Source organism: Streptosporangium sp. G12 (genome assembly GCF_052983175.1).
In genome coordinates this window covers 41,394-56,020 of record NZ_JBRIQO010000017.1, presented here as the reverse complement: position 1 = coordinate 56,020, position 14,627 = coordinate 41,394, and the positions used below count along the sequence as shown (strand labels likewise).

At 71.4% G+C, this 14,627-nt stretch carries 15 protein-coding genes; 10 read left to right on the top strand and 5 right to left on the bottom strand.

Annotated features, from left to right (window positions below; genetic code table 11):
• Positions 1–56: 56 nt before the first annotated feature.
• A complete protein-coding gene (locus ACVCAG_RS25280; protein ID WP_362695205.1) occupies positions 57–815 on the bottom strand; it encodes an IclR family transcriptional regulator in 759 nt (252 codons plus the stop codon).
• A 74-nt stretch (positions 816–889) separates the two neighbouring features.
• Between ACVCAG_RS25280 and ACVCAG_RS25275 the strand changes: the two genes are divergently transcribed.
• The 9 genes from ACVCAG_RS25275 to kynU all read left to right on the top strand — a co-directional run bounded on the left by ACVCAG_RS25275 (position 890) and on the right by kynU (position 9,331).
• Positions 890–2,344 carry a 2-hydroxymuconic semialdehyde dehydrogenase gene (locus ACVCAG_RS25275; protein WP_440086708.1) on the top strand — a complete coding sequence of 485 codons (1,455 nt, stop codon included), beginning with the start codon at positions 890–892 and terminating at the stop codon, positions 2,342–2,344.
• Positions 2,337–3,134 (top strand): fumarylacetoacetate hydrolase family protein, encoded by a 798-nt coding sequence (locus tag ACVCAG_RS25270; RefSeq protein WP_440086707.1) that lies wholly within the window; start codon positions 2,337–2,339, stop codon positions 3,132–3,134. Before ACVCAG_RS25275 ends, ACVCAG_RS25270 begins: the two co-directional genes overlap by 8 nt.
• Before the next feature lie 76 nt (positions 3,135–3,210).
• A complete protein-coding gene (locus tag ACVCAG_RS25265) occupies positions 3,211–4,203 on the top strand; it encodes an acetaldehyde dehydrogenase (acetylating) (protein WP_447190383.1) in 993 nt (330 codons plus the stop codon).
• Positions 4,200–5,288 (top strand): 4-hydroxy-2-oxovalerate aldolase, encoded by a 1,089-nt coding sequence (gene dmpG, locus ACVCAG_RS25260; RefSeq protein WP_440086705.1) that lies wholly within the window; start codon positions 4,200–4,202, stop codon positions 5,286–5,288. Before ACVCAG_RS25265 ends, dmpG begins: the two co-directional genes overlap by 4 nt.
• Positions 5,285–6,115 (top strand): 2-keto-4-pentenoate hydratase, encoded by an 831-nt coding sequence (locus tag ACVCAG_RS25255; RefSeq protein WP_447190382.1) that lies wholly within the window; start codon positions 5,285–5,287, stop codon positions 6,113–6,115. Before dmpG ends, ACVCAG_RS25255 begins: the two co-directional genes overlap by 4 nt.
• On the top strand, positions 6,112–6,534 hold the full coding sequence (locus tag ACVCAG_RS25250) for a RidA family protein (RefSeq protein WP_440086703.1): 423 nt from the start codon (positions 6,112–6,114) through the stop codon (positions 6,532–6,534). Before ACVCAG_RS25255 ends, ACVCAG_RS25250 begins: the two co-directional genes overlap by 4 nt.
• On the top strand, positions 6,531–7,046 hold the full coding sequence (locus ACVCAG_RS25245) for a 3-hydroxyanthranilate 3,4-dioxygenase (RefSeq protein ID WP_440086702.1): 516 nt from the start codon (positions 6,531–6,533) through the stop codon (positions 7,044–7,046). The genes ACVCAG_RS25250 and ACVCAG_RS25245 overlap by 4 nt, the downstream gene beginning before the upstream one ends.
• Positions 7,047–7,049: 3 nt before the next feature.
• Complete coding sequence (locus tag ACVCAG_RS25240) at positions 7,050–8,084, top strand: amidohydrolase family protein (protein WP_440086701.1); 1,035 nt, start codon at positions 7,050–7,052, stop codon at positions 8,082–8,084.
• A 14-nt stretch (positions 8,085–8,098) separates the two neighbouring features.
• Positions 8,099–9,331 carry a kynureninase gene (kynU, locus tag ACVCAG_RS25235; protein ID WP_447190381.1) on the top strand — a complete coding sequence of 411 codons (1,233 nt, stop codon included), beginning with the start codon at positions 8,099–8,101 and terminating at the stop codon, positions 9,329–9,331.
• A gap of 104 nt (positions 9,332–9,435) precedes the next feature.
• Here kynU and ACVCAG_RS25230 read toward each other — a convergent pair whose 3' ends face one another.
• The 4 genes from ACVCAG_RS25230 to pcaD all read right to left on the bottom strand — a co-directional run bounded on the left by ACVCAG_RS25230 (position 9,436) and on the right by pcaD (position 13,537).
• Positions 9,436–10,314: a hypothetical protein gene (locus ACVCAG_RS25230; RefSeq protein WP_440086699.1), complete on the bottom strand. Its 879-nt coding sequence runs from the start codon at positions 10,312–10,314 to the stop codon at positions 9,436–9,438.
• A 186-nt stretch (positions 10,315–10,500) separates the two neighbouring features.
• The gene (locus ACVCAG_RS25225; RefSeq protein ID WP_447190380.1) at positions 10,501–10,920 is read right to left on the bottom strand and encodes an MmcQ/YjbR family DNA-binding protein; all 420 of its coding nucleotides are present in this window, start codon (positions 10,918–10,920) and stop codon (positions 10,501–10,503) included.
• Positions 10,921–11,000: 80 nt separating this feature from the next.
• Complete coding sequence (locus ACVCAG_RS25220) at positions 11,001–12,734, bottom strand: pyruvate dehydrogenase (RefSeq protein ID WP_440086697.1); 1,734 nt, start codon at positions 12,732–12,734, stop codon at positions 11,001–11,003.
• A gap of 62 nt (positions 12,735–12,796) precedes the next feature.
• Entirely contained in the window at positions 12,797–13,537 is a 741-nt protein-coding gene (gene pcaD, locus ACVCAG_RS25215) for a 3-oxoadipate enol-lactonase (protein ID WP_440086696.1), read from the bottom strand.
• A gap of 155 nt (positions 13,538–13,692) precedes the next feature.
• Here pcaD and ACVCAG_RS25210 point away from each other — a divergent pair, with 155 nt between their 5' ends.
• The gene (locus ACVCAG_RS25210) at positions 13,693–14,505 is read left to right on the top strand and encodes a methyltransferase (protein WP_440086695.1); all 813 of its coding nucleotides are present in this window, start codon (positions 13,693–13,695) and stop codon (positions 14,503–14,505) included.
• The last annotated feature ends 122 nt before the right edge of the window (positions 14,506–14,627 follow it).

Sequence of the window (14,627 nt, the reverse complement as noted above, 5' to 3'; positions counted from 1 at the left end):
GAATCGCATACCCGTCGAACGCGGACAGATGTGCGGGCGGGCGTACGGCCTGCCCGTCAGATGGTTCTGGCCAGGGCGCGGGAGATGCCCAGCGCGGCGGCCTTGACGGCCGGGGCCAGCCGGGTGGGCTGGAAGCGGGCCAGCGGCACCGAGACGGACAGCGCGGCCACGGCCACGCCGTCGCCGAACACCGGGGCCGCGATGCAGGCGCCGCCCAGCTGCGCCTCCTCCCGCTCGTAGGCCAGCCCCGCCGCCTGGATCTGGCCGATCGCCTCCTCCAGGCGGCGGGGGTCGACGATCGAGTGCGGGGTCAACCGGCGCAGCGGGCGGCCGAGGACCTCGTCGATCAGGTCGGGCCCGGAGTAGGCCAGCAGGGCCTTGCCGATCCCGGTGCAGGTCAGCGGGAGGCGCCCGCCGACACGTGAGGGCAGCGCGAAGGTCTCCTGGCCGCGGATCTTCTCGACGTAGACGACGTCGAGGCCGTCGCGCACGCCCAGGTGGACGGTCTCGTGGGTCGCCTCGTAAAGGTCGTGCATGAAGGGCAGCGCCGCGTGTCTCAGGTCGCGCTCCAGGGGCACGATGCTTCCGAGCTCGAAGAGGCGGCGGCCGAGATAGTAGCCGTCCGGCCGGCGGGTGACCGCGCCGATCGAGGTCAGTTCGGTGAGCAGCCGGAAGGCGGTGGTCTTGGGCAGGTGGCAGCGCTCGGCGACGTCGGCCAGGCGCAGCGGTCCTCCCGTGGGACGGAACGCGTCGAGTACGAGCCAGGATTTCTCCAGCACGGACAGCCGGTCGGGGTTCCGTTTCACGGAACGCATTCTTGCCTACGGGCCACTCACGGCTCTATACCCGTACATAGTGACCTTAAGGAGTACGTCACCGAGGAGCAGTCTTGTCTGACCAGGTGAACCACTTCATCGGTGGGGTGCCGGTCGCCGAGGGCGCGACGTTCAGCACCCATGACCCGGTGACCGGCCTGCCGGTGCGCGAGGTCCGCGAGGCGGACCGGGAGATCGTCGGCAGGGCGGTGGCCGCCGCCCGCGCGGCCCTGCCCGCGTGGGCGGCGCTGCCGGTGGCGGAGCGCGCCGCCTGGATGCGCCGCCTCGCCGACGCGATCGAGGAGCGGTTCGAGGACCTGGTGGCGGCGGAGATCGCCGACACCGGCAAGTCGGTCACCCAGACCCGCACCCTGGACATCCCGCGCGGGGCCGCGAACTTCCGGTCGTTCGCCGAGATCGCGGCCCAGCACCCGGAGGACGCGTTCCACCTGACGGACGTGCTGAGCTACACCGTCCGCAAGCCCCTCGGCGTGGTCGCGGTGATCGTGCCGTGGAACCTGCCGTTCCTGCTGGCGACCTGGAAGCTCGGTCCCGCACTCGTCGCGGGCAACACCGTCGTGGTCAAACCCTCGGAGCACACGCCGGGCTCGCTCGCGGTGCTCGCGGAGATCGCCGCGTCGATCGGCCTGCCCGCCGGCGTCCTCAACGTCGTGAACGGCTTCGGCGGCGGCTCCACCGGCCAGTTCCTGGTGGAGCACCCCGGCGTGGACGCGGTCACCTTCACCGGCGAGAGCCGTACCGGATCGACGATCATGAAGGCGGTCGCGGACCGGGTCAAACCCGTCTCGTTCGAGCTGGGCGGCAAGAACGCCGGGCTGGTCTTCGCCGACGCCGACCTGGACGCGGCCGTCGAGGGGAGCGTGCGGTCGGTCTTCACCAACGGCGGCCAGGTCTGCCTGTGCACCGAGCGGCTCTACGTGCAGCGGCCCGTCTTCGAGGAGTTCACCGCCCGGCTGGCCGCGCGCGCCGGGGAACTGCGGTTCGGCCGCCCCTCCGACGAGGACGCCACGATGATGCCGATGATCTCCGCCGAGCACCGGGACAAGGTGCTCTCCTACTACGAGCTGGCCAAGCACGAGGGCGCCGAGATCCGTGCCGGGGGCGGGGTGCCGCGCTTCGGCGACGACCGCGACGGCGGTTACTACGTCGAGCCGACCGTGTTGACCGGCCTGCCGCCCGGCTCGCGGGTGAACCGGGAGGAGATCTTCGGCCCGGTCTGCCACATCGCCCCCTTCGACACCGAGGCCGAGGCGGTCGGGCTGGCCAACGACAGCGAGTACGGCCTGGCGGCGACCGTCTGGACCTCCCACCTGAGCAGGGCCCACCGGGTCGCCAGGTCGCTGGAGGCCGGGCTGGTCTGGGTCAACACCTGGTACCTGCGTGACCTGCGCACCCCCTTCGGCGGGGTGAAGCTGTCCGGCATCGGCCGCGAGGGCGGTACGCGCTCGCTGGACTTCTACTCCGAGCCCACCACGATCACCATCAAGCTGGAGCCTGGACATGACTGAGTGGAGCGAGGCCACCGACGTGCACGCGGAGGCGGCCGACCGGCTGCTGGAGGCGGCCAGGAGCGGTAAGCCGTGCGCCCCGGTGCGCGAGACGCTGCCGAGCCGGAGCGCCGAGACCGGGTACGCCGTACAGGAGATCAACACCAGGCGGGCGCTGGACGAGGGCCGCAGGCTGGTCGGCAGGAAGATCGGGCTGACCTCCGCGGCGGTCCAGCGCCAGCTCGGCGTGGACCGGCCGGACTTCGGGATGCTCTTCGCCGACATGGCCTATCTCGACGGCCTGCCCGTGCCGACCGGCCGCTTCCTGCAGCCCAGGGTCGAGGCGGAGGTCGCGCTGGTCCTCAAGGACGACCTGGAGGGCGGCCCGTTCACGGTCGCCGACGTCATCCGGGCGGTCGACTTCGCGCTGCCGGCGATCGAGATCGTCGACAGCCGCATCGCGGGATGGGACATCACGCTCGTCGACACGATCGCCGACAACGCCTCCAGCGGCGCGTTCGTCCTCGGCAACACCCCGGTGAGCCTGCGCGGCCTGGACCTGCGCCTGGCCGGGATGACCATGAACCGGCGCGGCCAGGAGGTCTCCACCGGCGCGGGCGCGGCCTGCCTCGGGCATCCGCTCAACGCCGCGGTCTGGCTGGCCGACGCGCTGGGCGGCACGGACTTCCCGCTGCGCGCCGGGGACGTCGTGCTCACCGGCGCGCTCGGCCCGATGGTCGACGTCGAGCCGGGCGACGCCTTCGAGGCCCACATCGAGGGCCTCGGCTCGGTCAGGACGGTGTTCTCGTGACGGCCCACGCCTCGGGGGAAGGCGGTGTTCTCGTGACGGCTCGCACCGCGGGGTGCCTCGGGAAGGCGGTCCTCTCGTGAAAATCGCCATCATCGGTTCGGGGAACATCGGCACCGACCTGATGTTCAAGGCACTGCTGTCGGAGAAGGTCGAGGTCGTCGCGATGGCGGGCATCGACCCCGACTCCGACGGCCTGGCCCGCGCCCGCTCCAGGGGGATCGCCACCACCCACGAGGGCGTGGAGGGTCTGGTCGCGCTGCCCGGGTTCGCCGAGGTGGACGTCGTCCTCGACGCGACCTCCGCGGGCGCGCACCGGCACAACGACCGGGTGCTCCGGGCGCACGGCAAGCGCGTCATCGACCTCACCCCCGCCGCAATCGGCCCCTACGTGGTGCCCCCGGTCAACCTGGACGCCCACCTCGCCGAGCGGAACCTCAACATGGTCACCTGCGGCGGACAGGCCACCATCCCGATCGTCGCGGCGGTCGCCTCGCGGGTGCCCGTCCGGTACGCGGAGATCGTCGCCTCGATCTCCTCCCGGTCGGCGGGGCCCGGCACCCGGGCCAACATCGACGAGTTCACCGAGACCACCTCCCGGGCGATCGAGCGGGTCGGCGGGGCGGCGAGGGGCAAGGCGATCATCGTCCTCAACCCGGCCGAGCCGCCGCTGATCATGCGCGACACGGTCTACTGCCTGGTGGACGAGTGCGACGAGACGACCGTGGCGGAGGTGGCGGGCGCCGTGCTGGAGATGGTGGCGCGGGTCAACGACTACGTGCCCGGCTACCGGCTCAAGCAGGAGGTGCAGTTCGAGACGATCCCGGCCGGGGAGCCGCTGCCCGACGGCACCCGCGACGGCGGCGTCAAGGTGACCGTCTTCCTGGAGGTGGAGGGCGCCGCCCACTACCTGCCCGCCTACGCGGGCAACCTCGACATCATGACCTCCGCCGCGCTGCGCACGGCCGAGCGCCTGGCCGAGCCGCCGGACCGGGCCGTGGACGAGGGCCGTGCGGAGAACGCGAGCCGTTCGGGCCGGGCCGCCCGTACGGACGCGGAGGTGGGCGCGTGAAGCTGTACATGCAGGACGTGACACTGCGGGACGGCATGCACGCCGTCCGGCACCGCTACACCGCCGCCCAGGCCGCCGAGATCGCCGCGGCCCTCGACGCCGCCGGGGTGGCGGCCATCGAGATCGCGCACGGCGACGGTCTCGCCGGGGGCAGCTTCAACTACGGCGCGGGCGCGCACACCGACGACGAGTGGATCGAGGCGGTCGCCGGGGTCGTGCGGCGGGCGAAGCTGACCACCCTGCTGCTGCCCGGCATCGGCACCATCCACGACCTCCGGCGTGCCCACGCCCTCGGCGTCACCTCGGTCAGGGTCGCCACCCACTGCACCGAGGCCGACATCTCCGCCCAGCACATCTCCACCGCGCGCGAGCTCGGGATGGACGTGGCCGGGTTCCTGATGATGTCCCACATGGCTCCGGCCGAGGAGCTGGCCCGGCAGGCCGCGCTCATGGAGTCGTACGGCGCCCACTGCGTCTACGTGACCGACTCCGGCGGCCGGTTGACCATGGACGGGGTCAGGGAGCGGGTCAGGGCCTACCGCTCGGTGCTCGGCGAGGGCACGGAGATCGGCATCCACGCCCACCACAACCTGGGTCTGGGCGTGGCCAACTCGGTCGTCGCGGTGGAGAACGGCACCTACCGGGTGGACGCCTCCCTCGCCGGGATGGGCGCGGGCGCGGGCAACTGCCCGATCGAGGTGTTCGCCGCGGTGGCCGACCTGATGGGCTGGGAGCACGGCTGCGACCTGCACGCCCTGATGGACGCGGCCGACGACCTGGTCAGGCCGCTGCAGGACCGGCCGGTCCGGGTGGACAGGGAGACGCTGACGCTCGGCTACGCGGGGGTCTACTCCAGCTTCCTGCGGCACGCCGAGGCGGCCTCGGCGCGGTACGGGGTCGACACCCGGACCATCCTGACCGAGGCGGGCCGCCGCCGGATGGTGGGCGGCCAGGAGGACATGATCGTGGACATCGCGCTGGACCTGGCGGGGGCGGGAGAGCAGCCGGACCCGGCGCGGGCGGAGGCGCGACCGGACCTGGCGGGGGAGCAGCCGGACCCGGCGCGAGAGGGGAGGCGGTCATGACCGACCTCCACAAGCTCGCCGCCGTCCTGGACGAGGCCGCCCGCACCGGTCACGCGGTGCCGAGGCCCGAGCAGGACTACGGGGTGGCCGACGCCTATCGGGTGCAGGAGGAGCTGATCCGGCTCCGCCTGGAGCGGGGGGACCGGCTCGCCGGGGTGAAGCTGGGCTTCACCAGCGAGGGCAAGCGCCGCCAGATGGGCGTGCGCGACGTCATCTTCGGCCGGATTCCGGAGTCGTCGGCCATCCTCGACGGTTCGTATGCCGATATGTCGATATATATCCATCCGAGAGTGGAGCCGGAGGTCGTCTACCTCGTCGGGCGGCGCATCGCGTCGCCGGGCGACGCGCTCGCGCCGGGCGCCATCGCGGCCGTCGCGACCGGCGTCGAGGTCATCGACTCGCGCTACGAGGACTTCAGGTTCTCGCTGCCCGACGTGATCGCCGACAACACCTCGGCCGCCGGGTACGCCGTCGGCCCCTGGCAGCCGTACGACCCGTCGCGCTGGAACCTGGGCGTCGTCCTGGAGATCGACGGGCGCGTGGTCCACGCCGGGTCGACCGGCGCGATCCTGGGCGACCCGCGCCGGGCCCTCGCGGAGGCCGCGCGCCTGGCCCTCCAGGCGGGGACGGTCCTGGAGCCGGGCTGGGTCCTCCTCGCCGGTGCCGCCACGCCCGCCGAGCCGCTCGTGCCCGGCGCGCGGGTACGGGCCGAGATCCAGCACCTGGGCTCGGTCTCGTTCACCGCCTCCGCACCGGAACCCGCTCCGGAGGTTCCAGGGGCTTCGAGGGATTCGAGGGCTCCAGGGACTTCGGGGGAGGGATCATGAGCGACGGGCTCGTCGTCGCGGGGAAGGCCGCGCCGCGGGGCAGGTTCCCGCACGTCAAACGGGCGGGAGACTTCCTGTACGTGTCCGGGACCAGCTCGCGCCGGCCCGACAACACGATCGCCGGAGCCGAGGCCGACGAGTTCGGCACGGTGGCGCTCGACATCGCCGAGCAGACCAGGGCCGTGATAGAGAACATCGGCGACATCCTCCGGGCGGCCGGGGCCGACCTGAGCGATCTCGTGCAGATCACCACCTACCTGGTGAACATCAACGACTTCGGCGGGTACAACGCGGTCTACGCGGAGTACTTCGACGAGACCGGCCCGGCGCGCACCACCGTGGCCGTCCACCAACTGCCCCACCCGCACCTGCTCATCGAGATTCAGGCCGTGGCACACCGGCCGGAGGAGCGCCCGTGATCCCGCCCATCGACCTCACCACGTGGATCGACGAGCACGCCCACCTGCTCAAGCCACCGGTGGGCAACAAGATGGTCTTCGAGGACGCCGGCGACTTCATCGTCATGGTCGTCGGCGGCCCGAACGCGCGGACCGACTTCCACATCGACCCGTACGAGGAGCTCTTCTACCAGATCCGCGGCAACATGCACGTCAACGTGATGACCCCCGAGGGGCCGGAGACCGTGCACGTGCGCGAGGGCCAGATGTGGCTGCTCCCGGCGAACACGCCGCACTCGCCGCAGCGCCCCGAGGAGGGGTCGGTCGGCCTGGTGGTGGAGCGGATCAGGCCGGAGGGCGTGCTGGAGCGGTTCCTCTGGTACTGCCCTCGGTGCAGTGGCGTGGTCCACGAGGTCGAGCTGCAGGTCCGCGACATCGTGACCGACCTGCCGCCGATCTTCCAGGCGTTCTACGACGACGAGAAGGCGCGCACCTGCGAGAACTGCGGCACCGTCCACCCCGGCAGGGGATAGTCGTTGATCATCGACGTCCACACGCACCACGTCCCCAAGGGCTGGCCGGAGCTCGGCTGGCCGGGGGCGCCCCGGCTCAGGATCGACTCCGAGCGGGAGGCCGTGATCCTGCTCGGGGACCGGGAGTTCCGCCGGATCGCCGACGACTGCTGGAGTCCCTCGGTCCGCCTGGAGCGGATGGACGCCGACGGGGTGGACGTCCAGGTCGTCTCGCCGACGCCGGTCTTCTTCTCCTACGAGCGCCCGGCGGCCGAGGCCGTACGGGTCGCGAGGGTGTTCAACGACCTGGCGCTGGAGATCTGCGCCTCCGAGCGGCTGGTGCCGTTCTGCCAGGTGCCGCTCCAGGACCCCGACCTGGCCTGCGCCGAGCTGGACCGGTGCCTGGCCTCCGGCCACGCGGGCGTCGAGATCGGCAACCACGTCGGCGACCGCGACCTCGACGACGAGGGGGTCGTCCAGTTCCTCCAGCACTGCGCCTCGGTGGGCGCGCCCGTCTTCGTCCATCCCTGGGACATGGCGGGCGGCCCCCGGCTGGAGCGCTGGATGGCGCGGTGGCTGGTCGGCATGCCGGCCGAGACGCACCTGTCGGTGCTGGCCCTGATCCTGGGCGGAGTCCTCGACCGGGTGCCGGAGACGCTGCGCCTGTGCTTCGCGCACGGCGGCGGCTCGTTCGCCTTCTGGCTCGGCCGGTTCGAGAACGCCTGGCACCGCCGCAACGACCTGGTCGGGGTCTCGGAGTTCCCCCCGTCGCACTATCTCGACCGGTTCAGCGTGGACTCGGTCGTGTTCGACGAGCGGGCGCTGCGGCTGCTGGTCGACACGATGGGAGAGGACGGGGTGATGCTCGGCTCCGACTTCCCCTACCCGCTGGGCGAGTCGCCGGTGGGCTCGCTGATCCGCCGGGCGGGGTTCCTCTCCGACACCGCCCGCGCCAAGCTGCTCGGCGGCAACGCCACTCGTTTCCTCGGCCGCCAGCCGGGGCGGAATGCTATGAAATCTGACATTGACGGCATTATGGGAGGGTTGCCAGGCGCCTAACCGGGAGACGATTCGTGGCCATCAGCCGTGCGGAGTGCGTCGCGCTCGACGCCGCCGACCCCCTCAAGCACATCAGGGACGAGTTCGTCCTGCCCGACGGGACGATCTACCTGGTCGGCAACTCCCTCGGCGCCCCGCCGAAGACCGCGGCCGCGGCGGTGACGCGGACCGTGGAACAGGAGTGGGGAGGCCGCCTGGTCGGCGCCTGGAACACCTCCGGCTGGTTCGACCTGCCGCTGACCACGGGCGACCGGCTCGCCCCGCTGATCGGCGCGGGCCCCGGCCAGGTGGCGGTGGGCGACAGCACCTCGATCTCCATCGTCAAGGCCGTGTCCGCCGCCCTGGGGCTGCGCCCCGGGCGCCGGGTCGTCATCTCGGACCTGGCCAACTTCCCCACCGACCGCTACGTGGTCGAGGGACTGGCCGAGGCGCTGGGCGGCTACGAGATCCGCGACGTCACCGGCGTCGACAACCTCGCCGGCGCCCTCTCCGACGAGGTCGCGTGCGTGCTGCTGTCGGAGGTGGACTACCGGACCGGGGCCCGCCACGACACGGCCTCGGTCACCGCGCTGGTCCAGGCGGCGGGCGCGCTGATGATCTGGGACCTGTGCCACAGCGCCGGCGCCTACCAGGTGGACGTCTCGGCGGCCGACTTCGCGGTCGGCTGCACCTACAAGTATCTGAACGGCGGCCCGGGATCCCCGGCCTTCGTCTACGTCCACCCGCGCCACCAGGCCGAGGCGCGGCCCATGCTGACCGGCTGGCACGGCCACGCGGCGCCGTTCGCGTTCGAGCCCGGCTTCCGCCCCGCCGACGGCATCCGGCGCTTCACCGTGAGCACCCCGCACGTGATGTCCTTCGCCTCGCTCAACGCCTCGCTCGACATCTGGGAGCGCGTCGACCTGGCCGCCGTACGGGCCAAGAGCGTGGCGCTGGGATCGATCTTCATCGAGCTCGTCGAGGAGCTCTGCGCGCCGTACGGGCTGGAGCTGGTCTCGCCCCGCGACCCGGAGCGCAGGGGCAGCCAGGTCAGCTTCGGCCACCCCGACGGCTACCCGGTCATGCGCGCCCTGATCGACCGGGGCGTCCACGGCGACTTCCGGGCTCCCGACGTCCTCAGGTTCGGGTTCGCGCCGCTCTACATCCGTTTCGCGGACGTCCACGACGCTGCCGTGATCCTGACCGAGGTGCTGGAGAAGGAGCACTGGCGCGACGACCGCTACAACCACCGCCTCACCGTCACCTGAGATCACCGTCACCTGAGATCACCGTCACCCGGGAGAAGGGGATCCCGCTGAGGGAAAGGCGTCCCGGCCGGGAGAAGGCGGGCGACGGCTGAGGGAAGCGGGCCTCAGCGCCTGCTCAGGCGGCGTCCCTTGTACATCGGGTGGTCGGTCTCCCAGTATCTCCAGCCCTCCACCCGCGCGGGGACGTTGGCCACTCCGGCGGCGATCTTGCGCACCCGGCAGCTGTAGATCTGCCGCCACGCCGAGAAGCCCACCCGGTAACCGAAAACGCGGTACCACATGTTTCCGTACTTGCCGTCGGTGATCTCCTGCACGTATTCGTGCCCGGTCTCGACGATGTACTCCTCGGCGAGCAACGGGTTCACCATGTTTCGCAACTGGCGGATCAGCTCGTCCCTGTCGATCTCGCCGATTCTTTCCCGCTCGATTTCCATCTCGGCGTACACGCGGTGCTGCCGGGTGACCGAAACCGTCATCGTGCCGCCGGGGCCGTCGATGAAGCGCGTACGGGGAACGAAGAAATTCCTCGGCCTGAAGGAGTGGAACCTGAAGAAGGACCTCGGCTTGCATTTCTTGCGCGCCTGCTCCAGAAGCGTGTGGCGGGGGCCGTCGTCATCGTCATCGTCATCGTCGGTGCCGAAGTCGGTGCCGGTGCCGGTGGTGGTCTCGCTGTTGGGACCGGTGTCGGTCTCGGAGTCGGTGTCGTCAGGGGCGGAATTGCTGGTGGAGGTGCTGGTGGAGGTGCTGGTCGACCTGACGGACGAGTCCGAGTCCGAGTTCGAGTCCGAGTCGGGTGGCGGGTCGCTGAGCGCGGACGCGGTGGCGGGTGAGGGGAGGGCGGGGGACGCGGGGGAAACGGGGGCGATGAGGGCCACGGAGAGGGATCCGGCCAGGGCCAGCATCGTCGGCCCTTTCGTCGGCCGGCGCCCCTTGTGCCGTTCACGCTTGGTCGCGGCACTTGTTTCAGGGGTGGGAGTGAGCATGGAGACACCATTCCCTTCAAGGCGTGGTCCGCGGCCGCGACCAATCCGCTGACCGAAAATACGGCTTTTGTCGGTACACCGAGCCACTCAGCGTGACAGTGATGATGCTTACAGTCGCGATTGAGGGTCATGTGGTGACACGCCGAGACCCCGTCCACTGAATAGGGAAAGGTGGGGGGAAGGGGGCTAGAGTGATTGCCCGCCGGTGCGCGCCGACTCGTCGCCGGGCTGCGAGGGCGCGTCGAGCCTGGCGACGAGCCTCTTGGGAGCGACGGCGCGGTAGCTCTCCTCGACCCAGTCGAGGAGCATCTCGGTCTCCGGGAGCGCGCCGGAACCCGTCAGGGGAATCGACACCCACCCCGCTCTGCCCAGCCCGTAGCCGGACGGCCTGGCGCCCTCGACCGCCAGCGCGTGACCGTTCGACTCGGGTAACTTCACCCCGATGCTCGGGCTCCACTTCTCGGTCGGCTCGTCGACGCCGAGGAAGAGGAAGATCTTCTTGCTGACCTTGACGACCGTGTCGCCCCAGGGGTGGTCCTCGTAGGCTTCCGGCAGGCGCAGCGCGAACTCGCGCAGCGTCTCGCGGATCTCACGCCAGTTGTCCATGGCGCCCATTGTGAACCTCGGCACCGACGATTCCGGCCGGATCCGGCACGGGTCGGCCCGGGTGCCCGGGACCGTGCGGTTCAGGGGCGCGGGATGCTCCGCAGGTTCGCCTTCGCCATCTCGATCATGCGCCCGACCCCGCCGTTTAGCACGATCTTGCCCGCGGCCAGGGCGAACCCCTTCACCTGCGCCCGGCTGATGTTCGGCGGCATGGCCAGCACGTCCGGGTCGGTGACCACGTCCAGGAGGAAGGGCCCGGGGGTCGCGAAGGCCGTGGCCAGGGCCTCCCGTACGTCCGCGGGATCCTCCACCCGCAGCGACCCGATCCCGGCCGCGGCGGCGATCGCCGCGTAGTCGACGGGAGCGTGGTCGGTGCCGAAGTCGGGCATCCCGTCCACCATCATCTCCAGCTTCACCATGCCGAGCGAGGAGTTGTTGAACACCACCGTCTTCACCGGCAGGTCGTGCAGCCGGACGGTGAGAAGCTCCCCGAGGAGCATGCCGAGCCCGCCGTCCCCGGAGAGCGAGACGACCTGCCGGCGCCGGTCCGTGAACTGGGCGCCGATGGCGTGCGGGAGGGCGTTGGCCATGCTCCCGTGCACGAACGAGCCGATCACGCGGCGGCGCTCGCCGGGACTGATGTAACGGGCGGCCCAGACGCTGCACATCCCGGTGTCCACGGTGAACACCGCGTCGTCGGCGGCCAGCTCGTCCACCAGGTTCGCGACGTACTCGGGGTGGATCGGGAGGTGGTGCTCGATGTCGTGGGTGTACGCCTCCACGACGTTCTCCAGCGCCTTGAGGTGTTTGCCCAGCATCCTGTCGAGATGGCGGCGGTCCGTCTTTTGGGCGACATGGGGCAGCACCGCGCGGATCGTCGCGCCGACGTCGCCGTGCACGGCCAGCTCCAGCGGGGTCCTGCGGCCCAGCCGCGCCGCGTCGTGGTCGATCTGGACCGTACGCGCGCCCGGCAGGAAGTCGTCGTAGGGGAAGTCGGTCCCGGCCAGCACCACCAGGTCGGCCTCGTGCATCGCCTCGTAGCAGGCGCCGTACCCGAGCAGCCCGCTCATCCCCACGTCGTACGGGTTGTCGTACTGGATCCACTCCTTGCCGCGCAGCGCGTGCCCGACCGGGGCCAGGACGCGTCCGGCCAGCGCCATGACCTCGTCGCGGGCGTGGCGCGTCCCGGCGCCGCAGAACAGCATCACCTTCTCGGCGCGGTTCAGCGCCGCCGCCAGCTCGGCCACCTGGTCGGGGTGGGGGACGACCGTGCCGGTCCTGGTCAGGACGTCGTGCTCGCCGGTGGGGCGGGCGGCGGGCAGGTGCGCCACGTCGCCGGGAAGCACCACGACCGAGACGCCGCCGAGGCCGATCGCCTGCTGGACGGCGATACGGAGCACCCGGGGCATCTGCTCGGGAGTGCCGATCATGTCGCAGAAGTGGCTGCACTCCACGAACAGGCGCTCGGGGTGGGTCTCCTGGAAGAAGCCCGTGCCGATCTCCGAGGAGGGGATGTGCGAGGCCAGCGCGAGCACCGGTGCGCCGCTGCGGTGGGCGTCGTAGAGACCCTGGAGCAGGTGGGTGTTGCCGGGCCCGCAGCTGCCCGCGCAGACCGCCAGCCGCCCGGTGACCTGTGCCTCGGCCGCGGCGGCGAACGCCCCGGCCTCCTCGTTGCGCACGTGGATCCACTCGATGCCGCCGGCCTTCCTGACGGCGTCGACCACCGGGTTCAGGCTGTCACCCACCACCCCGTAGATCCGTTCCACCCCGGCCTGGCGGAGAACCTCGATGAACTGCTCGGCAACGGTCGCCATGGTGCCCCCCTGTTTCCGGCGTCACGGGGGTACCTCACCGTATTTCGCCGGATCACTCCGGATCACTCGTGGAGGAAGTGCCCGACGAGGTGCTCGGAGACCGCTTCCGGGCGCTCGACGTTCGCCAGGTGGGCCGCTCCGGGCAGGACGACCAGCCGGGAGCCGGCGATCCCCTCGGAGATCCGTTCCGCGTGCTCGGGCGGCGTGGCGGGGTCGTCGGCCCCGGCGAGCACGAGCGTGGGCGCCGAGATCAGGGGCAGTTCGGCGCGGAGGTCCATGGCCCCGACGGCCTCGCAGCAGGCGGCGTACCCCTCGGCGGAGACGCCGCCGAGCATCGTCGCGTAGGGTTCCCGCCCGGTGAAGGCGGGGGTGAACCACCGGGCCATGGCCGTCTCGGCGATCGACGCGGTGCCCGCCTCGCGGACCGCGCTCGCCCGCTCGGCCCAGGACTCGGGGGTGCCCAGCTTCGCCGACGTGCACAGCAGCGCGAGCCGGTCGATCCGCTCGGGCGCGTGCGCGGCCAGCCACATGCCGACCATGCCGCCGAGCGAGAGCCCCGCGAGGGACACCTTCGGCAGTTCCAGCAGGTCGAGGAGGTCCAGCACGTCACCGGCCAGGTCGGCGATCGAGCACCTCCCGGTCGCGGGGGACCGTCCGTGGCCCCGGTGGTCGAAGCGGACGACCCTGAAGTGCCCGGTCAGCGCCTCCATCTGCGGATCCCACATCTCCAGCGTGGTGCCCAGCGAGCCGGCCAGCACGACCGGCCGCCCGTCGGCGGGTCCTTCGATCTCGTGATACAGCACTGTTCACCTATCGCACATATGTTCTTTATTCGGACATACTGTAGCCGCGAGGATATGTTCTCCAGAGAAGATGGCCAGGTCCGGCCGGAGGTCTGTCACTTCCCGTGGCGCCCTACCTACCATGCGGCGAGGTAACCGCTCATGGAAGGGTCCAGATGACCGGGCAGAACTCAGCGACCGCGTCCGACTACGTGTTCGACAACGACGGGGACCACTCGTCCGACCAGCACCACTATCTCGCTCGGCTGCTGGATCCGCTGACCTTCGAGCGCCTCGCCCTGACCGGCGTCGGCGCCGGCTGGAACTGCCTGGAGGTCGGGGCCGGCGGGGGCAGCGTGGCCCTCTGGCTGGCCGATCGGGTGGCGCCGGGCGGGCGCGTGCTGGCGACCGACATCAAGCCGGGCCTGATCCCGTCCAGGCCGGGGCTGACCGTGGCCCGCCACGACATCGTCACCGACCCGCTGCCGGAGGCCGCGTTCGACCTGATCCACGCCAGGCTCGTGCTCAGCCACCTGCCGCGGCGCCGCCAGGTCCTGCGACGCCTGTGGGCCGCGCTGCGGCCCGGTGGCTGGCTGCAGCTCGACGAGATCGACATCACCCGCTGGGTGGCGCCGCCCACCTCCGGCGGGCGGGCGGGGGAGGTGTACGGGGCCTACGTCACGGCGATGGCCCGGGTGCTGAGCGCGGCCGGCAGCGATCCGACCTGGGGGGGCTCCGCCGCGCGGGACATGGCGGCGGCGGGTCTGGTCGACGTCGACCAGACCAGCTGGACCGAGGTGTGGGAGCGCGGTTCCGCCGGACTCGGCCTCCTGATCAGCAACAGCCACCACCTGGAGGACCGTCTGGTGGAGGCGGGGATGACCCTCGGGCAGCTCCGGGAGGTCCGGGAGATCATGTCGGCTCCCGATTTCAGCGCCCCCTCCTTCGAGATCCACTCGATCCTCGGCCGCAGGGCGGGCGACGACTGAGTGTCTCGCGGGACGCGCGACGGCCGGGCGTCCCGTGAGTCCCGTCGCTGCCGAACGTCGCGTGAGCCTGTGGCGGCCCGGCGTTCCGCGGGCGGTGTGGCGGCCGGGTGTCACGCGGGACA